The sequence below is a fragment of the Erythrobacter ani genome, assembly GCF_019204025.1.
Taxonomy (GTDB): Bacteria; Pseudomonadota; Alphaproteobacteria; order Sphingomonadales; family Sphingomonadaceae; genus Erythrobacter; species Erythrobacter ani.
Genome location: NZ_JAGSPB010000001.1, coordinates 566,634 through 590,864, shown reverse-complemented (window position 1 = coordinate 590,864; position 24,231 = coordinate 566,634). Strand labels below are relative to the sequence as shown.

26 protein-coding genes and 1 tRNA gene are annotated in these 24,231 nt (G+C 59.5%); 18 read left to right on the top strand and 9 right to left on the bottom strand.

What is annotated here, in order from left to right; translation table 11 throughout:
* The first annotated feature begins 75 nt into the window (after positions 1–75).
* The 3 genes from KCG45_RS02830 (at position 76) to KCG45_RS02820 (ending at position 2,798) form a co-directional block, all read left to right on the top strand.
* Positions 76–804 (top strand): energy transducer TonB, encoded by a 729-nt coding sequence (locus KCG45_RS02830; RefSeq protein WP_218315602.1) that lies wholly within the window; start codon positions 76–78, stop codon positions 802–804.
* A gap of 114 nt (positions 805–918) precedes the next feature.
* Positions 919–1,971 carry a mannose-1-phosphate guanylyltransferase gene (locus KCG45_RS02825; protein ID WP_218315601.1) on the top strand — a complete coding sequence of 351 codons (1,053 nt, stop codon included), beginning with the start codon at positions 919–921 and terminating at the stop codon, positions 1,969–1,971.
* Positions 1,968–2,798, top strand: a complete 831-nt coding sequence (locus KCG45_RS02820) for a class I mannose-6-phosphate isomerase (protein ID WP_218315600.1) — start codon at positions 1,968–1,970, stop codon at positions 2,796–2,798. Before KCG45_RS02825 ends, KCG45_RS02820 begins: the two co-directional genes overlap by 4 nt.
* Here KCG45_RS02820 and KCG45_RS02815 read toward each other — a convergent pair.
* The 5 genes from KCG45_RS02815 to KCG45_RS02795 form a co-directional block, all read right to left on the bottom strand.
* On the bottom strand, positions 2,776–5,376 hold the full coding sequence (locus tag KCG45_RS02815; protein WP_218315599.1) for an HWE histidine kinase domain-containing protein: 2,601 nt from the start codon (positions 5,374–5,376) through the stop codon (positions 2,776–2,778). The genes KCG45_RS02820 and KCG45_RS02815 overlap by 23 nt on opposite strands.
* Positions 5,373–6,020 (bottom strand): biliverdin-producing heme oxygenase, encoded by a 648-nt coding sequence (locus KCG45_RS02810; protein ID WP_218315598.1) that lies wholly within the window; start codon positions 6,018–6,020, stop codon positions 5,373–5,375. Before KCG45_RS02810 ends, KCG45_RS02815 begins: the two co-directional genes overlap by 4 nt.
* A gap of 135 nt (positions 6,021–6,155) precedes the next feature.
* On the bottom strand, positions 6,156–6,452 hold the full coding sequence (locus KCG45_RS02805; protein WP_218315597.1) for a polyhydroxyalkanoic acid system family protein: 297 nt from the start codon (positions 6,450–6,452) through the stop codon (positions 6,156–6,158).
* A gap of 10 nt (positions 6,453–6,462) precedes the next feature.
* Positions 6,463–7,221, bottom strand: a complete 759-nt coding sequence (locus KCG45_RS02800) for a hypothetical protein (RefSeq protein ID WP_218315596.1) — start codon at positions 7,219–7,221, stop codon at positions 6,463–6,465.
* On the bottom strand, positions 7,221–8,453 hold the full coding sequence (locus KCG45_RS02795) for a toxic anion resistance protein (RefSeq protein ID WP_439648897.1): 1,233 nt from the start codon (positions 8,451–8,453) through the stop codon (positions 7,221–7,223). The genes KCG45_RS02800 and KCG45_RS02795 overlap by 1 nt, the downstream gene beginning before the upstream one ends.
* Before the next feature lie 220 nt (positions 8,454–8,673).
* Between KCG45_RS02795 and KCG45_RS02790 the strand changes: the two genes are divergently transcribed.
* Positions 8,674–10,230, top strand: coding sequence for a DUF389 domain-containing protein (locus tag KCG45_RS02790; RefSeq protein WP_369410713.1), 1,557 nt, complete (start codon positions 8,674–8,676; stop codon positions 10,228–10,230).
* Positions 10,231–10,257: 27 nt separating this feature from the next.
* Here the strand turns inward: KCG45_RS02790 and KCG45_RS02785 are convergent, their stop codons facing one another.
* Positions 10,258–11,991: a fatty acyl-AMP ligase gene (locus KCG45_RS02785; protein ID WP_218315595.1), complete on the bottom strand. Its 1,734-nt coding sequence runs from the start codon at positions 11,989–11,991 to the stop codon at positions 10,258–10,260.
* A 142-nt stretch (positions 11,992–12,133) separates the two neighbouring features.
* Here KCG45_RS02785 and KCG45_RS02780 point away from each other — a divergent pair, with 142 nt between their 5' ends.
* The 4 genes from KCG45_RS02780 to KCG45_RS02765 are packed head-to-tail and all read left to right on the top strand — an operon-like array spanning position 12,134 to position 14,303.
* Positions 12,134–12,808: a regulatory protein RecX gene (locus KCG45_RS02780; RefSeq protein ID WP_218315594.1), complete on the top strand. Its 675-nt coding sequence runs from the start codon at positions 12,134–12,136 to the stop codon at positions 12,806–12,808.
* Positions 12,777–13,325: a DUF192 domain-containing protein gene (locus KCG45_RS02775; protein ID WP_255547921.1), complete on the top strand. Its 549-nt coding sequence runs from the start codon at positions 12,777–12,779 to the stop codon at positions 13,323–13,325. The genes KCG45_RS02780 and KCG45_RS02775 overlap by 32 nt, the downstream gene beginning before the upstream one ends.
* Before the next feature lie 44 nt (positions 13,326–13,369).
* Positions 13,370–13,792, top strand: a complete 423-nt coding sequence (locus tag KCG45_RS02770; protein ID WP_218315593.1) for an NADH:ubiquinone oxidoreductase subunit NDUFA12 — start codon at positions 13,370–13,372, stop codon at positions 13,790–13,792.
* On the top strand, positions 13,758–14,303 hold the full coding sequence (locus tag KCG45_RS02765; protein ID WP_255547920.1) for a DUF2155 domain-containing protein: 546 nt from the start codon (positions 13,758–13,760) through the stop codon (positions 14,301–14,303). The genes KCG45_RS02770 and KCG45_RS02765 overlap by 35 nt, the downstream gene beginning before the upstream one ends.
* Here the strand turns inward: KCG45_RS02765 and aat are convergent.
* On the bottom strand, positions 14,252–14,965 hold the full coding sequence (aat, locus tag KCG45_RS02760; protein ID WP_218315592.1) for a leucyl/phenylalanyl-tRNA--protein transferase: 714 nt from the start codon (positions 14,963–14,965) through the stop codon (positions 14,252–14,254). The two genes, KCG45_RS02765 and aat, sit on opposite strands and share 52 nt — an antisense overlap.
* Before the next feature lie 129 nt (positions 14,966–15,094).
* Between aat and KCG45_RS02755 the strand changes: the two genes are divergently transcribed.
* Positions 15,095–15,170: transfer RNA gene (locus KCG45_RS02755), tRNA-Trp, on the top strand.
* A gap of 154 nt (positions 15,171–15,324) precedes the next feature.
* Positions 15,325–15,474 carry a hypothetical protein gene (locus KCG45_RS02750; protein WP_218315591.1) on the top strand — a complete coding sequence of 50 codons (150 nt, stop codon included), beginning with the start codon at positions 15,325–15,327 and terminating at the stop codon, positions 15,472–15,474.
* 107 nt (positions 15,475–15,581) lie between these two features.
* Here KCG45_RS02750 and KCG45_RS02745 read toward each other — a convergent pair whose 3' ends face one another.
* Complete coding sequence (locus KCG45_RS02745; RefSeq protein ID WP_218315590.1) at positions 15,582–17,099, bottom strand: alanine/glycine:cation symporter family protein; 1,518 nt, start codon at positions 17,097–17,099, stop codon at positions 15,582–15,584.
* A 330-nt stretch (positions 17,100–17,429) separates the two neighbouring features.
* Between KCG45_RS02745 and secE the strand changes: the two genes are divergently transcribed.
* The 4 genes from secE to KCG45_RS02725 all read left to right on the top strand — a co-directional run bounded on the left by secE (position 17,430) and on the right by KCG45_RS02725 (position 20,490).
* The gene (secE, locus tag KCG45_RS02740; RefSeq protein WP_218315589.1) at positions 17,430–17,639 is read left to right on the top strand and encodes a preprotein translocase subunit SecE; all 210 of its coding nucleotides are present in this window, start codon (positions 17,430–17,432) and stop codon (positions 17,637–17,639) included.
* 41 nt (positions 17,640–17,680) lie between these two features.
* The gene (gene nusG / locus KCG45_RS02735) at positions 17,681–18,217 is read left to right on the top strand and encodes a transcription termination/antitermination protein NusG (protein ID WP_190788256.1); all 537 of its coding nucleotides are present in this window, start codon (positions 17,681–17,683) and stop codon (positions 18,215–18,217) included.
* Positions 18,218–18,518: 301 nt separating this feature from the next.
* The gene (locus KCG45_RS02730) at positions 18,519–19,439 is read left to right on the top strand and encodes a hypothetical protein (protein WP_218315588.1); all 921 of its coding nucleotides are present in this window, start codon (positions 18,519–18,521) and stop codon (positions 19,437–19,439) included.
* Positions 19,440–19,449: 10 nt separating this feature from the next.
* Positions 19,450–20,490 carry a GSCFA domain-containing protein gene (locus KCG45_RS02725; RefSeq protein ID WP_218315587.1) on the top strand — a complete coding sequence of 347 codons (1,041 nt, stop codon included), beginning with the start codon at positions 19,450–19,452 and terminating at the stop codon, positions 20,488–20,490.
* Positions 20,491–20,682: 192 nt separating this feature from the next.
* Here KCG45_RS02725 and KCG45_RS02720 read toward each other — a convergent pair whose 3' ends face one another.
* Positions 20,683–21,810 (bottom strand): serine hydrolase domain-containing protein, encoded by a 1,128-nt coding sequence (locus tag KCG45_RS02720; RefSeq protein WP_218315586.1) that lies wholly within the window; start codon positions 21,808–21,810, stop codon positions 20,683–20,685.
* 465 nt (positions 21,811–22,275) lie between these two features.
* Here KCG45_RS02720 and rplK point away from each other — a divergent pair, with 465 nt between their 5' ends.
* The 4 genes from rplK to KCG45_RS02700 all read left to right on the top strand — a co-directional run bounded on the left by rplK (position 22,276) and on the right by KCG45_RS02700 (position 24,220).
* Positions 22,276–22,704 (top strand): 50S ribosomal protein L11, encoded by a 429-nt coding sequence (gene rplK, locus KCG45_RS02715; RefSeq protein WP_218315585.1) that lies wholly within the window; start codon positions 22,276–22,278, stop codon positions 22,702–22,704.
* A gap of 4 nt (positions 22,705–22,708) precedes the next feature.
* Positions 22,709–23,401 (top strand): 50S ribosomal protein L1, encoded by a 693-nt coding sequence (rplA, locus tag KCG45_RS02710; protein ID WP_218315584.1) that lies wholly within the window; start codon positions 22,709–22,711, stop codon positions 23,399–23,401.
* A 164-nt stretch (positions 23,402–23,565) separates the two neighbouring features.
* The gene (locus KCG45_RS02705; RefSeq protein ID WP_218315583.1) at positions 23,566–23,775 is read left to right on the top strand and encodes a hypothetical protein; all 210 of its coding nucleotides are present in this window, start codon (positions 23,566–23,568) and stop codon (positions 23,773–23,775) included.
* Positions 23,776–23,905: 130 nt separating this feature from the next.
* Positions 23,906–24,220: a hypothetical protein gene (locus KCG45_RS02700; RefSeq protein WP_218315582.1), complete on the top strand. Its 315-nt coding sequence runs from the start codon at positions 23,906–23,908 to the stop codon at positions 24,218–24,220.
* Positions 24,221–24,231 lie beyond the last annotated feature (11 nt).

Below are 24,231 nucleotides of genomic sequence, written 5' to 3'. Positions count from 1 at the left end.
ACTTGGTATAGCCAAGCGCGCGAAACCCGGGCGCTCTTGCCGGGGTGATGAACCAGAAAGACCGCCAGCCTCTTGATGGAGACCCACGTAAAAACCCGGTATTCGAGCCCGCTGCGCCGACCGCGCTGGTGGCTTGTCGTGCTCATCATCCTGCTGCACGTGGCCGCGCTCTACGGCCTTGCCCGCGCGCTCGCGCCGGAATTCACGTCTTCGGTCGAGGACACGGTGGTTTCGGCTTTCACCGTCACAATCACCGCGCCGCCCGACCCTCCTCCGCCTGAGAATGAGCCCGAACCGGACGAGGGCGCGCAGGGCGCTCCGGGGAAGGAAGCGGTCCCGCAGCCAGTCACAGCTCCTGAAACGCCAATCGAGCAGCAGCCAGTACCGCTGCCGCAGGCTTCCTCCACCGGAACAGCCACGCGGTCCGGTGCCCGCTCAGAGGGTGATGGAACCGGCGCGGCTGGCAGCGGCACTGGCACCGGAAGCGGCAATCGCGGCGGCGGACGAGGCGGTGTCGCGGTAAGCAAGCCGGTGCATATCTCGGGCGGTATCGACAATGCCCGCGACTATCCGGTGCCGGAGGGCGGGCGTGCCGCACGGCGCGGGACGGAGGTCATCGTACGGGTTGTCGTTGGTGTCGATGGCCGCGCCCGGCAATGCTCCGTATACCGGGCCAGTCCCGATCCCGAAGCCGATCGCATCACCTGTCAATTGGTTGAAGACAGGCTGCGGTTCAAGCCTGCTCAGGATGTGAGCGGGAATCCCGTTCCGGCACCGTTTTACTGGCGTCAGAGGTGGTTCTGACAGGGCGATTGCGCAGCGGGCACCTTAGTGAAATCAGGGTGGTAACGACCGATCCGGCTGATATACCCTGCGCCAGCAGTCCTCCGGCAGGCAATGAGGTTGAAAAGCTAATCCATGTCCAACCCGATCCATCCGGTCATTCTGTGCGGAGGCAGTGGTACGCGGTTGTGGCCGGTCAGCCGGAAAGACAAGCCAAAGCCTTTTCTTCCCCTCATTGGCGAACAGACCCTGTTCGAAGAGGCGATCGGCCGCGTCGCTGGCGATGATCGTTTCGCCGCGCCGATCGTGGTTGCCGGCGAGCAGCATATCGATCTTATCGAGGCGCAGATTGCCACACCGTCAACAGCGGGGCGAGGGCATCGGCTGATCGTTGAACCATGCGCGCGCAACACTGCGCCGGCTATCGCGCTCGCCGCCGCGATACTGCCAGCTGACGACATCATGCTTGTCTGTCCCAGCGATCATCATATTTCCGACGAGGCTGCATTCCGCGCGGCTGCTCTGGCGGCTGCGGATCTTGCGGCGGACGACTGGTTGGTATCGTTCGGCATTGCGCCAACACATCCCGAAACCGGTTATGGCTATCTGCATCGCGGTGACCCCCTTCCAGGAGGTTACCGGATCGCGCGCTTTGTCGAGAAACCGGATATCGAACGCGCCCGCTCATATCTCGACAGCGGCGAATACAGCTGGAACGGCGGCATATTCGCGTTTCGCGCAGGCTTTCTACTCGAAGAATTACGCGCCTATCGCCCTGAAATGGCAGATCTGGTTGCGCAGGCGGTGTCGCAGGGCTCGGACGAAGGCAGCCGGTTCTATCCCTCCGCAGCCCCGTTCGGCGCGATTGAGGGTGACTCCATCGATTATGCCGTCATGGAAAACACGGCGCGCGCTGCCATGGTGCCCGCCGATATGGGGTGGTCCGATATCGGAAACTGGGCGGCGCTGCACGATGCGATGCCGGACGAGCAGGACGAAGGCAACATCACGCGCGGCACAGTCGATCTCGACAATTGCACGAAAGTCATGGCTTTGACCGATGGGCCGCGGATTTCTGCTGTCGGGCTGGATGATGTTTGCATTGTCGTGTCGGGCGATGAGGTTCTTGTCACGACACGGGAAGGCGCACAGCGGGTCGGGAAGCTTCCTGGAGCGATGGACCAATGAGCGAAGTCCCGGCTTCTGCTAGAGCGCGTCTGCTAACCACCCGGTCGGTCGAAAAAGTCTGGGGCAGGGATATCTTGCCCGCACCGTTTCAGACTGAAGCGGACACGCGGATCGGCGAGATCTGGTTCGAGCCGCCGCCGGAGCTCCCGCAATTGCTCGTGAAATACCTGTTCACGAGTGAAAAGCTTTCGGTTCAGGTTCATCCATCCGATGCCGAGGCACTTGCCGGGGAAGATGGCAAGGAGGAATGCTGGCTGGTTCTCGACGCCGAACCGGGGGCGAGCCTTGCCATCGGTTTCAAGGACGAGCTGCCGCCCGATACGGTGCGGCAGGCGGCGCTGGATGGCTCGGTCGAAGACCTGCTCGCTTGGCACGAGGCGAGGGCAGGCGACATCTTCTACCTGCCCGCGGGCACCGTGCACGCGATCGGGCCGGGATTGTCGCTGGTTGAGGTGCAGCAGAACAGCGACACGACCTTCCGGCTGTACGATTACGGGAGACCGCGTGAGCTGCACCTCGACCGCGCGATGGCGGTGGCCGATTGCCGCCCGTATTCGGCCGAGCATCGCGGGACAGTCGAAGTGCGTGAACCCGCGCTTATCGATGGCCGCCACTTCCGCCTAGATCGGATCGAAGGCTCGCCAGACCCGTCCTATCATGAGCTCTACGCGGAAGGACTGCTTGCACTACCCTTGTCGGGTACGGTGCGCGCGCTGGATGGATCGGCTGTCGCAGGCGTAGGCGAGTGCCTCTATGCGCCAGATATTGCTTCGCTCGATTTCAGCGCAGAGGAAGTGACCTTGCTCACCCGTCCTGTGCTGTCTTGACGGAAGCGGTGTCGGCGCGTCCGGCCTTCAAGGCTTTCTCCAGATCGTCCCTGTCATAAGGCTTGCGCAGCAGCGCATCTGCCCCGAGTTCCTCGACCTCGTTCGCCATCTCGGCATAGCCGGTGGCGAGCACGAAGCGTACGCCGCGCTCTTTGAGCTCGCGCGCTACAGGTTCGCTGGACTCGGTCCCCAGGTTGAAGTCGATAATCGCGAAATCGGGTTCTTTTGCCGCGATTGCGGTCAGCGCGCCCGCGACGTTGCCTTCGACGCGGACGGACTTCACCCCCAGCCGCTTCAGATTTTCTTCGGTATCCAGAGCGATAATCATGCTGTCTTCCACGATCAGGACGTGTTCCGGCAGCGATACTTCATCCACCGTATCGACTTCGGTTTCGGGACCGGTGTCATTAGCTGCAAGTTGCTCGGCGTTCTCCAAAGGCGTCACGATATTGGAATCGACGAAACGCGCAGGGATGGTGAAGTCTGCTTCGAGGCCCGAAAGCTTGAAACGCAAAATGGCATCGCCTTTCAATTCGTGAGGTATCGATCGTTCTATGATCGTCGATCCGAAGCCCCGGCGCGTCGGCGGCTTGACCGGCGGGCCGCCGCGTTCCTGCCACTTGATCTCAAGATCGCCGAAACCGTTGCGTTTGAGCTTGACGGTAAGCTGGCCTGAGCTGTCGCAAAGGCAACCGTATTTGGCGGAATTGGTGACCAGTTCGTGCACGACCAGCGCGAGCACGGTGTACGCCTCGGGCCGGATCAGCACATCGTCGCCGATCAGCGTGAATCGCCCTCTCTTTTCGCTCAGATAGGCACCCAGTTCGGTATCGAACAGTGCGGAGAGCGGGGCAGGCGCCCAGTTCTCTCGCGTGATGTTGTCATGTGCCGACGCCAGAGCGGAAATGCGCCCGCCGATGATTGCGGCGAAGTTGGAGACGCTCATCGCCTCGTCCTGCGATTGCGATACCAGGCCGCGGATCAGGTTCAGAATGTTGCGAACACGGTGGTTCAGCTCTGCAATCAGGAGCTCTTGCTGCTCCTGCGCGCGTGCGCGTTCCTGCGCTGTTTCGTCGGTCATCCGCAGGATGACTTCGAGTAGAGTCACCCGCAGCGATTCAGCGATCTGGATTTCGTCGTCGGACCATTCTTCGCTTCTGCCCTCGACGCTTTCTTCCCAAGCGGCAAAACTGCCGCGCGGATGAAGCCGCTGTCCCGGCTCTGCCGTGGTCTTTGTAGGATCGCCGGCCCATGTCACGACCTGTGTGAGCGGTTTGCGCCACAGCACGAGGTAATCGCGCGGGCTGCGCGAAACGGGAAGCACCAGCGCTCCTGCGGCGATGTCGCCAAATTCGGCGGCATCGCCGATCTGCGCCTTGAGTTCGGATGTAGCGATGATCTGGCTGGTGGGTGCGCTGCTCAGAATGGGCGCCAGCGCCATGAATTGTTCGTGATTGGGAGCGGCGCCCCTCGCCCTGTAATGATCGCCCGTCAGAACCGATGCCCCGTCATGCGGGATGACTTGCTGCAACACATCATCAAGCATTGGCAAGCTGTTTGCCAGGCTGTCTCCATCGGCGAAACGCAACATCAGCTGGTCGTGGAGCTTGCGTCCGCGCGCGTTCTGTTCGTCAGTGCGGGCAATCAGTATCCGGTCCAGCATCAGGGAAAACATCTGACTGAACATTTCGGCCACTGTGCGCAGCGAATACGCTGGCAATTTGGGTTCGGTGTGGTGGCACGAGAACATTCCCCACAGCCGGCCCTGGCGCACGATCGCGATCGTCAGCGACGCCTGCACGCCCATATTGCGCATGTATTGCACGTGCATTGCCGAATGCGAGCGCAGTACGCTCATCGAAAGATCGAGCGGCTCGCCATACATCGAAGTGGCGGGCTCGATCGGGACCGGCTCCGCGTCCATATCGGCGATGACGCGAAAACGGTTGCGACGGAACAGCTCGCGCGCCTGTTGCGGAATATCAGCCCGTGGGTAACGAAGACCGCGAAACGGTTCGAGATCGTCGCGGCGATCTTCGGCAATGACTTCGCCGCTTTCGTCACGGTGAAACTTGTAGACCATGACGCGGTCGTATCCGAGCATCTGCCGGACCAAGGTGGCGCCAGTATCGAAAAGCGTCTTCAAATCGCGGATCGGCTCAAGCTGCGTCAGGACAGGGCCGATCAAAGCGAGGTGATCCGCGTATTCGGCTTCGGCATGCGGCTCGAATTCGATGATCAAATGGTTGCCGCTCGCATGCAGCGCGCAATCGAACAGCTGCCCGCCGCGCACCAAACGCAGACCGAAGACCCGTTCGACCGTGTCCTCACCCGATTGCCGCGCCAGCGCGGCTTTGAGCGTGTCCATCGCATTTGGCGTGAAGTGGTCCGACAGCCGCGCGCCGACCTGCGGCAAGGCGTCAAGGTCGAGCATGGATGCGCAATTGACGGATCGCTGGGCGATGACCCAGTCCGAATTGACAGCGATCAGCGCACCAAAATCCTGGACGGCTGCGATATGATGGATGGCCTCGCGGTCGCATTCAGTGAACTGCGATCTGGGCTGGCTATAATTCATGGTACGCTCATGGGGCAGGATCGTTCATGGGTGCGCAGATCGGAAGCCCGAACACCGGTTTCCCGGGCGTGGGCAGTAAAATGGTTGAAGGCGGTAAAGGCGCCCTGTGTCGCCGTCTCGACATCAGCGTCCGAGGCGGGCTCCCGCATTTGCCGTTTCAGGCGGCTCCAGAAGGAGAGCATGTGCGGGTCGCCCAGGAAGCTGGAGGGCCATTGCGACTGTCCGGCGTGGTCCAGCTCTTTCAGGATCGAGCGATTACCGAGCGCGGATCCGGCCACCACCCATGCGACACCCATAATTCCCGCGCGGTCGGCGGGGGGTGCGGAAAAGCTGGCTGACACGCGTGCCGGGATTTTTGGAACCGGTGCGTCGAGCGCCATCAGGTCTCGGGCGATCAGCGGGCATTGCGGCGGGGGCTTCAGATCGTCGGGAGCCTCTTCGGAAAGCCAGCCTTCGATGGGCGCGCGGGCAGCATATTGAAGGCTGAGGAACTGCCGGTATTCCGCTTCGCTTGACCAACCGCTGACCTCGCGCATCGTGCGGTCGAGCTGATCGTGAGCAGCCGCCGTCGCCCCGCGCAGGCAGGAACGCAGATCATTCGTGTTGGCAGCTTTGCTGATCGAAAAACCCTTCCTCCACCGCAAATCCGTTCTGTCATAGGGATTTGTCGGCTCATAATGTCAATCGTTGATGACAGATATCGCGAAGTATTGCAATGCGTACGGCGATGCCCAACTGCGCTAAGCAATTGGTTTGTAGAGGTTTTGCTGGAAACCGTTTTATTCGAGCAGCTTAGTGCCCTGGGTTCGCACGGCATGTTCGAGCGTGCCGCGCAAGAAACCCAGCATTGCGGGCAAGTTCATCTCGATCACGACCTCGTCGTCATAAACCTCAACCGCGCCCTCGATCCGCTGGCCGACGGCGGTGACGACCAGATCCATTTGATCGTCATCGGGCCAGGATGTCTTGATCGTCGCCATGCCCGGCGGGAAATAGCCTGCAATCTCGTGGCTTCGCTCGCGCATGCGTTTGCGAACTTCCTCTTTGCCGAGGTCATGGGGAAGGTTCACGCGCATCCGGCGGCGCTCAATTCGATTTTCCGGACATATCTTCGATCAATTCATCGCCGCCATAACGGTATTCCAGATAGCGGTCCTTGATCGCGAGATCATCGAGCGCACCTTCGGCCAGACGGCGCGTAACCCGGTCGACCTCGCCGGAAAGCTTGGTGAGGCTGTCGGTCAGGCGCTGGTCGGCAGTCTTGCCCGCGTGGTCCTGATTGCGAAGATGTTCGGGAACCTTGCGATAATTGTCGATCGTCTCCGGGATGTATTCACCCACCAGCTCGCGCACTTCTCGCGATGCAGGATGGTTTGCATCGACCGTTTGGAGCTGGAGCCCGAGCGCATCGAGCTGCACACCGAGATCGTCGACGATCTTGGCCGCAGGTGGGGGCAACATGGGCCGCTGCGCTTCGAGCCACAGTTCGGTTCGCGCGACCATCTGCTGGGGATCGCCTTTGGCCAGCTCCGCGCGTTTGGGTGTTTTGACCTTCGGATAATTGCTGAAAACATAAGCCGCCGCCATCACGGCGAGGGCGGTCATCATGACACCGGTAAATCCGATCCCGTTCAGAACGATCCCGGCAAGCGATGCCGATACGAAGATGGTGACCATCGCGCCCAGAAAATACTTCAGGCGCTTGATCCAGTTCTTGCGTTTAGCCGCCGCCGATCCTGCCCCGATACTGTCGCCCGGTCGGTGTGTACCGCCTTCGCGTTGCACCACGAGCGAATGCTTCGCGGCGCGCATGATCTGGTCGGATTCTCTCGTCGTGTCGTTCATCAGCTATCGAGCGCCAGCAATGACGGTTCGGAGGCGACTTTCGCCTGAGCCTGGGCCTGCCCTTCGGCGCGGGCGATGTAGCCTTTCGACTTTTCGACCTCGTCGGTCAGGACATTTACCGTCTGCTTCATACTGTCGAGCGCGCGGACCTTGAATTCGTCGACCTCGTCCATCGTGTCGTAGATGTTCTGGAAGGCGCGTTGCAGCGTCTCGAGCGGGATCGTCGAGGATGCGGCCTGCTCGTGGATCTGTGCGGTCTGTTCACGCAGCAGCGTGCTGGTCGAATCGATGATGTCGGTTGTCGTCTGGTTTAGCGAGGTGATTTGTTGAAGGACCAATTTCTGATTGGTCATGGCCTGCGCCACCGTCACCGCCGTACGCAGCGCGCCCACCGTGGTGGTGCTGGCGCGGTCGACGCCCTTGACCAGTTCGACATTGTTTTTCTTGACTAGGTCGAGCGCGAGATAGCCCTGCACGCTCACTGCCATTTGCGTCAGCAGGTCCTGGGTGCGCTGGCGCACATAGAACAGCGCGCTTTCCCGGAGTGCCTTGGCCTTTTCGGGATCGCTCGAATCGAGTTCGAGAGCCTTCGCCTCGAGCCGCTCATCCAATTTCTTGGCGATATGGATCATCTGTTCCAGCTCGCCCATCGCCTCCCACAGTTTCGCCCGCTCCGTATCGATCGCGGCGTTGTCGAGGTGCAGTTCTTTCTTGCCGCCTTCGAGCCGTTCGAGAATCGCCTGGATGTGGCCCTGTGCCGAGGTGTAGCTGTCGAAATAGTTTTTCAGCTTGCTGCCGAACGGGATTATGCCGAACAGCTTGCGCGGGCTGAGCAGCTTGTTCTTGCGGCCGGGGTCGAGATCCTCGACCGTCCGGCGCAATTCTGCAAGGTCGCTGCCGACACTGCTATCCGCATCCATCGCGCGCACCGGGCGATCGAGGAAGCGGTTCGAATGCGCGGCGGCAGCGCGGATCTGTTCCTGACCCATCCGCGTGATCTGGTCGACCTTTTCACCGAAAGCAGGCGAATTGGCGTCAACCGAAACGAGATCGGTAACGAAAGCGTCGACCTTTGTATCGAGCTTCGATTTCTGCTCGGAAGATACGGGGACAAGTCCCGCAGCCTTTTCCGGAGCGATTTCTGGCACGGGATCAGGCGGCGTCAGCTCGAAATCGGTGGCCGTTTTCGTAGGCGCCTTTGTCTTGGTCTCCGGTGTCATTTCGGTGCTCATGCCTGTCGTTTGCTCCCTCATGCACGCGTTCAACACAGTTTCGCGCGGCCCTGATATTTCTACTGTATTAGTGATCTAAAACACGGCTTTCAAGATTTCCGCTACGCTAGCGCGTTTGTCGTCATCGATCCAACGATTTGCGTTTCTGCTATTCTTCGCCTGTAAAGGCTCGTAAACCCGCGCAAATGTTGAAGTCCAAAGGATGGGATAAAGTCCGATTGTGAGCGAAACCAGTACACCTTCAGCTTCGACTTCCAGCGAAGAACGAGAAACTACAGAGGTCAAACCGCAGGCTTCCACATTCGGCAGTGTCGTTTTCAGTTGGCGACGATGGTGGCTGCGCGATGTCGTCGGCACGGTCAATCAGGCCGAGGTCATCGAAAAACGGCGAGAGGATTGCCTGCTTTCGGAGCGTTACCTGTTCATGACCGCAATGAGCGCCGGTATCGCGGTGCTCGGCCTGCTGCTTTCCTCTCCTGCTGTCGTCATCGGCGCAATGCTGCTCTCGCCGCTGATGGGGCCGATCATGGGGTTGGGCTTCGCACTGGCGATCGGCGATTACCAATGGTTGAAACAATCCGCCCGAAGCCTCGCTTGGGGCAGTGCGATGGGCATAGGACTGACCGCGGCACTGGTTTACATGTCGCCGATACAGACCATCACACAAGAGATCGCGGCGCGCACTCAGCCGAACCTGTTCGATCTGTTCGTGGCGTTGTTCTCCGCGCTCGCCGGTGCCTATGCGATGATCCGCGGACGCGAAGGCACTATCGTTGGTGTGGCGATCGCAACTGCCTTGATGCCGCCGCTCGCGGTGGTCGGCTTTGGCCTCGCGACATGGAACTGGACCGTCTTTTCGGGCGCCTTGTTGCTTTACATAACCAACCTCATCACCATTGCACTCACTGCCTGGGGCATGGCGCGGCTTTACGGGTTCAAAACGACGCTGAGCGCTCGCAACACTATTTTCCAGAACGTCGCCGTGGCCAGCGTCTTCATCGGCCTGGCTATCCCGCTCGCATTTTCGCTCCAGCAGATCGCTTGGCAAACGAACGCGCAGCGGATTGTGAGGGCCGAGATTCAGGAGAAATTCGACAACCGCTCGTTGATCGATGCGCTGGATATCGAATTCGGGACCGAGCCGCTTACCGTGAACGCCACGATGCTCACCCCAACCCTGCTCGCCGAGGCGGAAGGGGAGATCGAGCGCGCTCTGTCAAGCAGGCTTGACCGCCCGGTCGAGTTGTCATTGATTCAGTACCAGGTCGGTACAAGCGCGAGCGCCGCCGAACAGGCACAGCTTTCAGCGGCGCGTGCGAGCGAAGAGGCGGCAGCGTCCGCCCGTGCCGAGGATCTTGCCCAACGTCTGGCGCTGGTCGCGGGCGTGCCTGAAAGTGATGTCCTGATCGACCGCAGCAGGCGGCGGGCGCTGGTTCGTGCCGAGCGGCTCGAAGATGCGAATCTCGCGGTTTACCGGGCGCTCGAAGAACGCATCGCCTCGACCGAACCGGAATGGACGATAGAACTGCTGCCACCTGCGGGAGCCCTTCCAGCGGAGATACCGTTCGATGAAAATGGCCCAACCCTCGAAGGAACGCGTGCTCTCGGTATCATCGAATGGGCTGCGAACCGCATCGAACTGCCTATCGTTCTGACAGGCGACGCAGACAGTGCCACGGCGGCAGCAGAGATTCTTTCGAGCCGCGGGGTCGATGTGGATGTGCGCCCGACGTCTGGCCCTTTGCAGGCACGATGGGGACAGCTTAGGACCGAATGAATCTGGCGGCTGATTAGCTCGCGCAGCTCATGCCGCCAGATCGAGCGGGACGATTTCGCCCGAAAGATACAGCTTCTTGGCCTTTGCCCGGCTGAGTTTACCCGAAGACGTGCGGGGCAGCGTGCGCGGCGGGACCAGTTCGACCACGCAGCTCATCCCCGTGACCGATCGCACCTTGTCCGATATCTGCTCGCGCAGTTTCGCGCGCTCGACCGGATCGGCAACGCGGCAATGAACAAGCACTGCGGGCGCTTCCTCGCCGCCTTCGGTCTCGACTGAGAACGCAGCAATGTCGCCGTGGTTGAAGCCGGGCAATTGCTCGACCGCCCATTCGATATCCTGAGGCCAGTGGTTTTTGCCGTTGATGATGATCATGTCCTTGGCACGACCGACGATGAACAGGTAATCATTGGCGAGATAACCCATGTCCCCTGTGTCGAGCCAGCCATCGACGAGGCAATCTTCGGTCGCTTCCTCGTTGCGGAAATAGGAATGCATGACGCTGGGGCCGCGGCACCAGACCTTGCCGATCTGGTGGTCGCCGCGCGCATTGCCGTCTTCGCCGCAGATCAGCACTTCCATATCGGGCAATGCCTTGCCGCAATTGACGATGGCGCGGTAGCGGGCTGGACGCGAGATGTCGCGGGGCGTGCCGGACAGGCGCTCTTCCTCGACCAGTTCGACGCGAATGCCTTCGCCCGGAGGCATGACGGTGACAGCGAGCACCGCTTCGGCCAGACCATAGGACGGCGTGAAGGCGCTCGCCTTGAACCCGGCCTCGCTGAAGGCATTGACGAAGCTTTGCATGACGTCGGGGCGGATCATGTCCGCGCCATTGCCAGCGATCCGCCAGCGCGACAGGTCGAAACGCTCGGCGACATTGGACTGGCTCGAAATGCGCCGCGCACAGATATCGTAACCGAATGTCGGCGAATAGGAGACGGTGTGGCCGGGATTCCGACTGATCATGTCGAGCCAGGCAAGGGGCCGCCGCGCGAACGCGTCAGGCTTCAGCAGATCGACCGAAAACTGGTTGGCGATCAGCGATAGGAAGCACCCGACCAGTCCCATGTCATGGTACCATGGCAGCCAGCTTACACAGCGATCGTCATCGCCGAGATTCATCGAGACGGCGTGACCGTAAAGATTGTGCAGCAACGCCTTGTGCGTCACCGCGACGCCGGTGGGGAAACGGGTCGATCCGCTGGAATATTGCAGATAGCAGATGTCGTCCGAGTTCAGCTTCGGCAGGTCGCATTCCGGTGCCTCGCGCTTCGCGAAATCCTGCCAGCTTTCACCGGGGCAATTCTGCCGAGTAGCGGCGGCGCTGGCCATCTCGCCGATTTCTTCAGGATAGATCAGGATCGCCGGATCAGAGCTGTCGAGCTGCACCGCAAGTTGATCGATGTAGCTGTCCTTGCCGCCGAACGAGGTCGGCAGCGGCAACGGCACGGGCCAGGCACCCGCGTAAATGCACGCGCAAAACAGGCTGGCAAATTCAGGAGCGGTCTCGGCAATCAGGGCGACACGGTCCTGAGGCTTGATCCCGAATGCAATCAGGCGGCGCGCCATCACCAGTGCGTCTTCGCGCATTTCGGAGTAAGGATAGACCCGCGAGAGTTGTCCACGCATATCGTGGAAATTCAGGCCCTTTTTGCTCCGCGCGGCGTAATCGATGGCTTCGCCAAACGTATCGAACTGAGCGCGAATGCGCGGCAAATCGCAATCATTTGGTGTCGGCGTCAAAGCGTCGTCCCTCATTTTTCTTAGCGATACCCGTTATTTGCAGCGCGGTTGTCCGCGCTCTATTATGTCCCTTTGCTCTCATGGCTACCATGCCTAGAGCGATCCACTCTTTTCCATTTGATAACGAGTGTGGCACGAATAAGGCGAAAAAGTTACAATGGGTACGAATTCGTCACCAGATAGTCGCGATTACGGTAGGCCGAGTGCAGATGGCAATTCTGCTCGTCGGCGCAAGAAATCGCGCCCTCTCGACGAATCGCTGCTGCGCGACCTCGCGCTATCCTACGCCGCCCGCTTTGCGACGACCGGGTCGAAGCTCGAAGCATACCTTGCCCGCAAAATTCGCGAACGCGGCGTCGCCGAAGATGACGATGGACGCAGCTGCGACCTCGATGTCCCGGCTCTCGTCTCGCGCCTGATCGAACTGGGCTACGTCGATGACGATGCCTATGCACGGATGAAGACGCGCGATTTGACGTCGCGCGGTTACGGCGCCAGGCGTGTCGAACAGGCTTTGTGGGCCGCGGGCGTCGAAGACACGGTGCGCGAGGACAACGCTCCGGGGGAATACCGATGCCGCGAAGCCGCGATCATGCTCGCGACGAAGCGCCGCTTCGGCCCCTTCGGCCGTTCAGCGGAGGACGAAGACGCCCCTCAGGACAGAGATGAACACCGCAAGGCACGCGAAAAACAGGTTGCCGCCATGCTGCGAGCGGGCCACCAATATGAACATGTGCGGTTCATCCTCGATGCAGCGAATTCAGGCGATATCGAAGACTGGCTGATGGAGGCCCGGGACGATGACGATAATGAAAAACACGATCGTATTTGATTTCATTCGGCCTGCATTCGGCGCGGTCGCGCTGCTGGCTGCCGCGTGTGCGCCCGTTGGCGCCGCCGACGAGACCCCGGCTGCCCCGCCCGCAGCGGCTGAAATCGACCGTCATCCGGTATCCGGTCTGGAAGTGATCGACCTGGTGGTGGTGAGCGGCCAGACGCGTCATCCTTTCAGAGTCGAAGTGGCCGCGACGCCTCAGGAGCAAAATCGCGGTCTGATGTTCCGCACGGAAATGGGCGAGAACGAAGGGATGTTCTTCCCCAGTTACACGCCGCAGGCCCGCAGTTTCTGGATGAAGAACACGCCGATGTCGCTGGACATCATCTTCATCGGCACCGATGGCCGGATTACCAATATCGCTGCGAACACGGTGCCGTACTCCACCGAATCAGTGCCTTCGACCGGGCTGACTTCAGGCGTGCTCGAACTGATTGCAGGGCGCGCAGCAGAGCTGGGTATCGAACCTGGCGACGAGGTTATGTATACCCTTCCCGATGGCCAAGCGGAGTGATGTTCCGCTTGGCGCAGCGCGGCAATTGAGCTAACTGCGCGCCCATGGGAATCTTCGGAAAAATCTTCACCTGGTGGGACGGCGCCACGCTTGGCACACACTGGTGGGCGAAGCGCGTTGGCGGCGAGCATGTCGGCACCGATGGGCTCGGCAACAAATACTATCGCAAGAAAGCCAAAGACACCGGAAAGTCGACCGGCTCCTACACCCAGAACGAGAAGCGCTGGGTCATTTACAATGGCGCGAACGATGCGAGCCGCGTGCCGTCCGAATGGCATGGCTGGCTGCATGGCGCATTCGATGATATTCCGGAAAGCAATCTGCCGCCTGCCAAAATATGGGAAGTCGATTACACGCCCAATGCCACCGGCACTGCACAGGCCTACCGCCCGCAGGGCGCACTGGAACGCGGCGGAAAACGCGCCCGTGCCGATGGCGATTACGAGGCATGGTCGCCCGAAGGCTGACAGGCTGACCATGCGCGCCTCCTACCCGTTTCTCCCGTTTTGCATCGCGCTGGCACTCGCCGGCTGCGGGGGTGAAGCAGAGGAACCGGATACGGTTGTCGTTCCGATCGAGCAGGAAGAGGCGGCGCAGCCGGATACACCGGACGACGTCGACGCGGCCTTGTCGAGCAATACCGGCGCAACTCCCATGGCCGAGCGCGTCGCGACCATCGGCCTGCTAAACAAGCGCAACAACGTGACCCAGGATTTCGAGATGCGCCCCGGCGAAACGGTCGAGGAAGGTCCGGTCATACTCACGCTTGCCGCCTGCGAACGGACCGCACCGTGGGAAATGCCAAAAGAAACCGGCGCGTTCGTCCAGGTGGATATTCAGAACCGCCGGGACACCGATCATACGCGCGTCTTTTCAGGCTGGCTGTTCAAGGAATCGCCCAGCCTCAACGTGGTCGAGCACCCGATCTACGATGTCTGGGTCAAAGATTGCGCGATGAGCTTTCCCGGAGACGAGTGACCCTCCCGCGCGGTTTCGACGAGATCGCGATAGGCTTGGGCCAGCGTCTTGTCCGTTTTGCCGCATGCCTCTGAGACGAGCGACAGGTAATCCTGCTGCGGGATCTCGACTGCGCCCATGAAGGCGAGATGATCGGTCATGAATTGGCAGTCGAGCAGCGTGAAACCCGCGTTTTGCATCAACGCGACGAGCCAGCAGAGCGCGACCTTGCTGGCGTCACTCGCGCGGCTGAACATGCTCTCCCCGCAAAACACCGAATCGAAGGCAACTCCGTAAAGCCCGCCAGCGAGCACCGGCTCGCCATTGTCTTCGGGCAGCCAGCACTCCACCGAATGCGCATGGCCAGATTCGTGCAGCTGTTCGTAGCTCGCGATGATGCGGTTGCTGATCCAGCTTTCCGGGTGGCCCGGCCGCGGCTTTGAACAGGCGCGGATGACGTTGCTGAAATCCCGGTTGATGGTGACCGAATAACGGTCGCTGCGCAGAACCTTGCGCAGGCTGCGCGAGATATGCAGGTTTTCCAGCGGGATGATCGCGCGGTCGCGCGGTTCGACCCAGAATATTTCGGTGTCCTCACGCGTGTCGGCCATCGGGAATATGCCGCTGCGATAGGCGAGCAACAAGGTATCTACCGGAATCAGGGGGCTGAACGGAGAGTGCATCGTGCTCTCAAAGATAGCACGCACAGCGCATCAGGCCAGTGGCTTGAAGGCTCGATGCGGCAAAGCGAGCGGCGCGCGCATGAGATGTTGCCTATCCGAAAACGCATCGCTAAAGCGCGGCTTTCGTGCAGGGGCGTAGCTCAGTTGGTAGAGCGTCGGTCTCCAAAACCGAAGGTCCAGAGTTCGAGTCTCTGTGCCCCTGCCATTTTTCCCAGGCATTCCCCGGTATTCTTACAGGCGCGGCGCACGGTTCGCCGCGTGCCTGCTGCATCCTGTCATCCGCACTACGGGAACCAACCTATTCGATCGCGGTTGAATAGAGCGATATGACATGATGATTAGCCAAGGAGATCAATGAGATGACGAGCGCTCCGATCCGCTCCAGCAAGCCAGACGCATGGACCAACCCGCGCCCGCACACCGACGCTTCGCTCCGCCAGATCAAATATGGCCGGATCCAGCCGATGGAAGAGCCCGGCCTGCTGGAACGCTGGTTCGGTCCCCGGTAATCCCGGGCACCAGTCTCAAAGGTTAAAGGGCGCTGCGGAGAGATCCGCAGCGCCCTTTGTCTTTTAAGGCCTGGAACGGTCGACAGCGCGACGAAGCGCGCCGCCCGTCAATATTCCTCCGGTTCCTCCGGCGTATCGGCTGTGTAGGTCTTGCCGGCTTTTTTGTTGCCCTTGGCAATCGCGAACACGACTCCGGAAAGCAGCGCCAGCGCGAGCAAGTTCGGCAAGGCCATTGCAGCGTTGGAAATATCGCCAAGACGCCAGACAAGTTCCGATGGCTGCGCAGCGGCAAGCCAGATCACCACGCACCAGACGACGCGCCAGATGATATGGAGTGTCTTTTCGCCGCCCCGGCTCGATCCCGGAATGCGGTCGTAGATGAAAGTGATCGCACGCTCACCGTAATACGACCACGTCAACAGGGTGGTGAACACGAACAGGATGAGCGCGATGCTGGCGATCAGCGTTCCGATCGGGATGCCCGCCAGCTCGATCGGGAATGCCGCTGCAAACGCGCCGCTCGTCATTTCGAAACCGACCCGGTCCGATTGCCAGGCATGCAGCACCGCTTCGCCGCCTGCGGTGAAATCACCGCGAACGGTCAGAATCACCAGCGCCGTCATGGTGCAGATGACGATCGTATCGATGAACGTGCCCAGCATTGCCATGCGGCCCTGCTGTTCGGGATCGTTGGTCTGCGCCACGGCGTGGGCGATGGCGGTGGAGCCCTGGCCTGCTTCGTTCGAGAACAATCCGCGTGCCACACCAGCGCGAATCGCGATGATGATGGCTGCGCCGGCAAAACCGCCCGTCGCCGCCTGCGGGTTGAACGCGCCGTAGAAGATCAGGCCGAATGTCTCTGGCAGGTCGGAAAAATTCAGGATCAGCGCGATTGTTGCCATGATCACATACGCACCCGCCATGAACGGGATGACCTTTTCAGCCACGCTCCCGATCGATTTGATCCCGCCGATGATGACGACGAATACGAGTACAGCGACGATGGCTCCGCCGATCGCTTCCTCTATGCCGAACAGCTCGTTAAGCCCGTCCGCAACCGCATTCGCCTGAATCGAATTGCCCGTGACCAGTGCGGAGAACAGCGTGCCGATGCAGAAGACGATGGCCAGCCATGTCCACTTCGGTCCGAGACCCATCATGATATACGTCATCGGACCGCCGCGCAGCACACCGTCGCTGGTGCGCTCACGGTATCGGATGGCGAGCGAACCCTCGGCAAAAGCAAGCGCCATGCCGAACAGCGCGGTCACCCACATCCAGAAGATCGCTCCGGGTCCGCCCAGCGCAATCGCGGTCGCGACGCCCGCAAGATTACCCGTTCCGACCTGTCCGGAAAGCGCAGTGGAAAGCGCGGCGAACGGGGAAATCTCACCGTCGCCCGAACCCTTGCGGCTGGCAAACAGCCCCTTGAATGCGCTGCCCAGTTTGATGAGCGGATAGAATTTCAGCCCGACCATGATCCACAGGCCGATGCCCAGCAGGATGATCGTCATTGGCGGGAAGGGGAGCACCTCGGCCCCGTTCCAAGTGCCGCCCCAGATGAAATCCGAAACATTGGTGATCGGCGCGATCCAAGCTTCCGCGCCGGTCGGTGTTGCAGCCATTATGGCTTCCCCTCGAACATTGATATGCGTCCCCGAACGGGTGATCCCGAATTGAAGCGTCGCACGCTAGAGCCGCACTTCCGGCTTGACTAGCCCCCGGTTCGCATTTGCCCGCCACTGGTGCGTTTTCGCCATGCCGTCACGCTTGCTTTTGCGCGGGGCGGGGCGTAAGGGACGAACCGTCTTCCGACATTGTCAGTTTGAAAAGTCCCTCCGGCGATCTTGTCCCGGACGGCGGCGACACTTACCTGACAGACTTGGCATCCGGCCCTTGCGGCTTATACGTCACCGCCGGAAGCACCGCAGTTTTAGAAGGACGAGGCTGATCCAATGGCCGAAGAGAAAAAGCGCAAGACATCCCTGCCCGAATTCGTGAACCAGGTTCGCACCGAAACGGGCAAGGTCGTATGGCCCACTCGCGAAGAGACGGTGCGCACCGCGATCTTCGTTTTCATCTTCATGGTGATCCTGTCGCTGTTCTTCTTCGGGATCGACAGCCTGTTTAACGCAATCGTCAATTTCCTGCTCACGCTCGTCTAGGACGACGCGGACAAGGCAGGCCCTTTTCTCAAGGATAATCCATGGCTCGCTGGTACATCATTCACGCCTATTCCGGCTTCGAAAACAAGGTCAAGGAAGCGATCTTGTCCGAAGCGGAGCGTCTTGGCCTGGCCGAAGGCGTCGAGGAGGTCGAAGTTCCGACCGAGACCATCACCGAGGTCAAGCGCGGCAAGAAAGTCCAGGTCGAGCGCAAGTTCATGCCCGGCTACGTCCTTGCCAAGCTGAACATGACGGATGACGTCTATCACCTCGTCAAGAACACGCCGAAAGTCACCGGTTTTCTGGGTTCCGGCAACAAGCCGCAGCCGATCAGCGAAAAAGAAGCCGCGCGCTATTTCGGCGGTGTCGAAGAAGCCAAATCCGCTCCCAAGCAGCAGGTCAATGTCGATTACGAAATCGGCGACCAGGTCAAGGTGCTCGACGGTCCGTTCGCCAGCTTCAACGGCGTGGTCGAAGAACTCGATTTCGACAAGGCGAAGGTCAAGGTCAGCGTTTCCATCTTTGGCCGCGCTACGCCGGTGGAGCTCGACTTCGAACAGGTTGAGCTGGTCAAGTAGCGAGCGCGGGTTAGCGCCCGCAGATATCTACTTCCTTGAGCCTGACCTTGGGAACTTACCCGCTCATTGGTAGGCCCAATTCTTGTGTAATGCCCATGAACCTCGCCGTAATTCCTTGCGCGAATAAGGCTACCGATATGATTGGCGATATTGGCGCACAAGAATAAAATCAGTTTCGATTCGACGAGGCGCGTTTCACCTGCCATTTGAGCGAAATGCGGTCGGACCTGGGTGAAGCTGACAATCTCTTTCTCGAAGCCCTGTCGTGTGAAGCTCCATATCTCGAAATGAAAGACTTGAAATGAGCTCAAATTCGGCTCGACTTAGAGAGATCAATGGCCCGTTGAAAGCCGGCCAGTATGTATTTAGCGACGACGGTGTAAGCATACCTTTCCGCTACAAGGCTGGCCGGATGAAGGCGTTGGTGATCATTTTTCACGGTGCTTTGAATAGGGAAAAGCGCGACCACCCGTTCTTCCAACCATTCTTGCCAATCGACGTAAATCAGATCTCGATATCCGATCCGACCCTTGCGGCAGATCCTGAACTTGGAGCGGCTTGGTACATTGGGGGAGAAAACTGGAACCTGCCCGACAAATTGAGCGGACTTATAGCACAGGTGGCTCGATCATTAGGGGCACCAAGACGAGTTTATGTCGGAGCATCCGTAGGCGGTTATGCGGCGCTGTTTTACTCTTCCCGTGATGAAGGCAGCGTCGCGGTCGCAGCCAATCCCCAAACGCATCTTCTGAACTATCAGAATGCACAATTTCAGCGTCTGAGACAAGTTTGCTGGCCGTCATGCGATACGGTCGAGAAGTTCGAGCAAAAAGCGCCGATTTCTGTAAGTGCGATTTATGCGAAGCCTGTCACGAATCGCGTTATCTATCTTCAAAGCGCGGGAGACTATGGGCACATAAAAACTCAGTTCTTACACTTCACCTCGAAACTGAATCCGAGCAATGTCTCCAATCTGATTCTGGACGTTGGTTTCTGGAACATCCTCGGGCATTCCGGCTCGGTCCCACCCTCTGCGTGGGTACCTTGGGTCCGGGCTGTTCTTACCTCGAAGACCATCAATGCAGACGATCTACTAGTGGCGCGCCATGCGCTGCGCGAAGCGCGGGTCGATTCCGCACGACCTGTTGATAGGTCTCTCTCTTTCGATGCACAGGATTTAGAGCGCGCCGCACTGATACGCGGTCATCTTCTGCAAATGTGAGATTCTCGCCATGAGTAACAATCCCTACAAATCCAAACCCGCGAAAGCGTTTTGGCGACCGGCCGTGGCAGAAAGACATTTCGCCGACATGGAAGAACTGTGGCAACCGCTGCAGTTGAAAAAGGAGCATAAGGTTGCGACTGCCGGAAGCTGCTTCGCTCAGCACATCGGCAACAATTTGGCCCGGCGTGGCGCGAACTTCATCGATATGGAACCCGCACCGCCACTGTTCGATACTGAGTCTGAAGCTCGCCGCTGGGGCTTCGGCGTTTTCTCGTGCCGCTACGGCAATATTTACACGACTAGACAACTAATCCAGTTGTTTGACGAAGCGTTCGGCGAGCGAATTCCTGCAGAACGAGTCTGGGAAAAGCAGGGCCGATACTTTGATGCTCTTCGTCCCGGTATCGAGCCGGTGGGGCAAGACACTGCCGAGGCGGTGCTGATGTTGCGTGAAAGGCACCTCGCCAAAGTGCGAGAGATGTTCGCGACGTTGGATTTGTTCGTTTTCACATTGGGGCTGACCGAAGGTTGGGAACTCGTCGAAGACGGCACGATGTTCCCGATGGCACCGGGAACAATCGCAGGCACGTTTGAGGTTGAAAAATACTGCTTCCACAACCTTCGGCATGCTGAGATCGCGAAAGACCTACGGGGAGTGTGGGAGCGGCTAAAGGCGATCAATCCGGATGCCCGTATGTTGCTGACGGTCTCCCCCGTCCCGCTGACGGCTACCGCTACCGATAACCACGTGCTGCCCGCTACGTTTTATTCGAAATCGGTCCTGCGCGGTGTGGCCGGGGAGATGGCCGATGACTACGAAGATGTGACCTATTTTCCATCCTATGAAATCATCTCAACCCATCCGTACGGAGGCATGTTCTTCAATCCCGACAAGCGCACTGTAAACCAGTTCGGGGTGAATCACGTGATGAGTCATTTCTTTTCCGGCCCACTTGCTGAGGAATTTCAACTAAGGATTACATCCGTTAAGGAGAGCGAGCCTGACTTGGTGTGCGATGAGGAAGAACTAGAGCAAGCTTTGGATTGATTGCGGCCACAAGAGATCGTCCTGATTCGTTGCTTCTATCCACGTCTTATCCGATGAAAGCCATGCGTCGCTTCGACTTGGAACAGGTTGAGCTGGTCAAGTAGGACGGAACCCGGGAGGGAGATACCGGTCACTGATCGGTGTTCGCTCGCGGGCGCTGCCGCCGCGCAGGGCGAGTAAGATTTCCCGCCCTTAGTCGCTTGCGAAGAGTTCGAGAAACTTCAGGGCAAGTGGAGAGTTTTCGATTTCGGCCACCTGCAGACGGTTTTCCCAGTTCAGCCCGTCCGTATTGCCAAGAGCAACCAGCGTCAGGCCATCATCGGGAACCTTGAGCAGAAGACCTGCATAGGCATCCGGCCACCAGCCGCCATGCCACACGAGCTGCTTGCCATTCCATCGCTGGGCCCACCAACCATAGGCATAGCTGGCTTCGCTGCCGTCCGCTTCACGCGGTGGGGTCCACATCTTAGTGCGCAGTTCAGGGTCGAGAATTCGGCCTTCGTCAAGCGCGATTGAATACTCGGCGAGCGCGCGTGCGCTCGCGATGATCCCGCTCGAACCGTTCATCTCGGGGTTGGGCAGTGCGGACGGATCGAGATTGTCATCCTGCTCAGGAGCATGGCGGAAAGGTGGTGCGAGCAGCCGCAACGCATCGCCGCCGTTCGGATCGCGCCAGCCTGCGGCAATGTTGGCCAAATCGGCTTTGTCCAGGACGTGGCGGCGAACCCAGATATCGAAGGGTTCGCCGGTCTGCTCCTCTACCCAATTGGAGAGGCGACCATAGACAATCGGATTGTACAGGAAATTGCTGCCCGGCTCACCAAGAACGCGCATTTGCAGCACGTTGCGCAGGCTGAGCGTGGCTGAACAATCGAGACTGGGCGGCGTGTATCCGTCGTCGAGCTGTACACCCCCGCCCATGGGAAAGCCGCTGGTGGAGAGCCACTGACACCGACCGTCCCAATCACTCAAATCGGTGAATGGGGCATCCAGATCTATGGTCCCATCGGCATCCATGCCGAGCAAGGTCGCTGCAGTGAAAGTCTTGGTAATCGAAGCGACGAGATAGCTGGTATCCGCGGTCGTTCGCTCTTCCGCATCGTGATCCTGCCAGCCGATCCCTTCGGCTGCGATGATCTCCCCGTCCTTGACGATGGCATAGGACATGCTGAGCACCGAATTTTCCACCCGGTGCTCGCGGGCAAACGCGTCAAAATCGGCCAGCTTTTGCTCGACAGACTGGTCCTGCGGCGGTTCTGCGTGGGCGAGTTCGAGGGGAACGGCAATCATGCCAAGGAGCAACAGTGAGATCGAGCGCATCAAGAGTAACCTTTTTGAAGCAGGGTCTTCGGCTTCTGTAGATCACCACGTTGGCTTCGCACCCCGAATCTGAAATCCAGCGCTAGCTGTATGAGCCTCCGCCCAGTTTTCCTACTTTGGCCCTATCTGCCAAAAGCGGCGAATGATGATCGACGTTTGCAAAACGCGCGCCTGTTGGAGAAGTGTCACCCATGTCCTGGACTGTGCAACCCGCAGAGTTCTGCCGTTCAAGCGCGATTTTGCAGGGTGACATGTTGGGAAATGTGTCACCCATATTCTTCAGCCGGGAATTGGCTGAGCGCCGTGCATTCACGGTTGCATCGCGGGCGCAAATCGCTATGTGCACTGCTCTCGTCAAAATCGACGTGAAACCGCGCGGGAGGCAGGCCGTCAGGCCCGCCGCTGGACCGCTTAACATGACCTCGGATCAATCGAACCGGGGAACAGTGCGAAAGGAGGCCCTTCGTGGCCAAGAAAATCGAAGGCTATATCAAGCTTCAGGTGCCCGCGGGCACCGCAAACCCCTCGCCGCCAATCGGCCCGGCGCTGGGTCAGCGCGGCGTCAACATCATGGAATTCTGCAAGGCGTTCAATGCCGCGACGCAGGATCTCGAGAAGAACGCGCCGATCCCTACCACGATCACCGTCTATGCGGACCGTTCGTTCACCTTCACCACCAAGACCCCGCCAGCGTCCTACCTTCTGAAGAAGGCCGCGAAGATCAAATCGGGTTCCGGTGAGCCGAACAAGAACAAGGTCGGCAAGATCAGCCAGGCCCAGCTCAAGGAAATCGCCGAGACCAAGATGAAGGATCTCAACGCGAACGACATCGACCAGGCCATGAAAATCATCGAAGGCTCCGCGCGTTCGATGGGTCTCGAAGTGGAGGGCTGAGAAAATGGCTAAGCAAACGAAGAAGCAAAAAGCCGTTGCCGAACTGGACAACGAAAAGCTCTACACGGTCGACGAAGCAATCGCGACCCTGCGGACGCACAAGGCGAAGTTCGACGAGACCGTCGAGATCGCGATGAACCTTGGTGTCGATCCGCGCCACGCCGACCAGATGGTCCGCGGCATGGTCTCGCTGCCTTCGGGCACGGGCAAGGACGTGAAGGTCGCCGTGTTCGCCAAGGGCGACAACGCGGAGAAAGCCGCTGCAGCCGGAGCCGACAAGGTCGGCGCCGAAGACCTGATGGAAGACATGCAGAACGGCAATCTCGATTACGACCGCGTGATCGCTACACCTGACATGATGGGCGTCGTCGGCCGTCTCGGTAAGGTTCTCGGCCCAAAAGGCCTGATGCCGAACCCGAAGCTCGGCACCGTCACGCCGAACGTCGAGCAGGCCGTCAAGGATGCCAAGGGCGGTCAGGTCGAATTCCGCGTCGAGAAGATGGGCATCATCCACTCGGGCATCGGCAAGCTGTCGTTCTCCGATGATGCGCTGAAGGAAAACTTCGAAGCGATAACCCAGGCCATCGTCAAGGCGAAGCCTTCGGGTGCCAAGGGCAAATACGTGAAGAAGGTTTCGCTCACCACAACGATGGGACCGGGCCTCAAGATCGATACCGCTGGTATCGAAGGCGCGTAAGCCGCTTCATATAAGTCGGTCCCTGCGGGGAACGGCCAGCAAAGAGGTCGGGAGCGGTGCTCCCGGCCTCTTTTGCGTTAAACCGAAGCCTTTTTTGGCCAAGAATTTCAAACCTTTGGGAACGATGACGCCCGGGCGCGTTAATCACTCGAAGGAGTTTTGAAATGAAACGCTTGAGTTGGATCAGCGCGGTTTTGGGCGCGATCATTCTTGGCAGCAGCGTATTCGTAGAAACGCAGATCGTTCCGCTGGTCGGAGCCATCCTGCTTTCGAGCGGACTGCTTTACGCCACGCTGCAAAACGCGCAGGCAGGCTCCGCAAGTCTGCTGAAGCCAGAGCGAGTGGCGCATCGGCGGAAGAAAATACAATCGTGAGAGCCCTTTAAATCGTCCGACCGTAACGTATCTGGATCGACGAACGTACATCTGGACATGGTCGCCATTGGGGGCGGCGAGCAATCGAGGATTGGTCTCCTCGAATGCATATTCAAGCTAGGATCGATTAATGCCCGAATCTCCGGATTTGAAAACTGACAGCCTCATGAAATGGCCTGCCATCCTGGCGGTGCTTGTAATCATGGTGATGATCGGCAGCTATGACCTGATGATCGCCGGATTTGTGGGTGCCGCGATCGCGGCAGTCGCTGTAATCGCGCTGTGGATACGAATCCGTCTTGCGACGGCTCCGGGTGAACCTGAATCTGAGCGAGCAGTCATGGGAGACCGGTTCCTGCGCAGCGCGCACAACCGCCAGCGTGCGCGCGTAAGGGAAACTGCCTCGAGTCGTAACCGTCCAAGGGGCCGGAGCGACGAACTCTAGCGCGCGTCTCG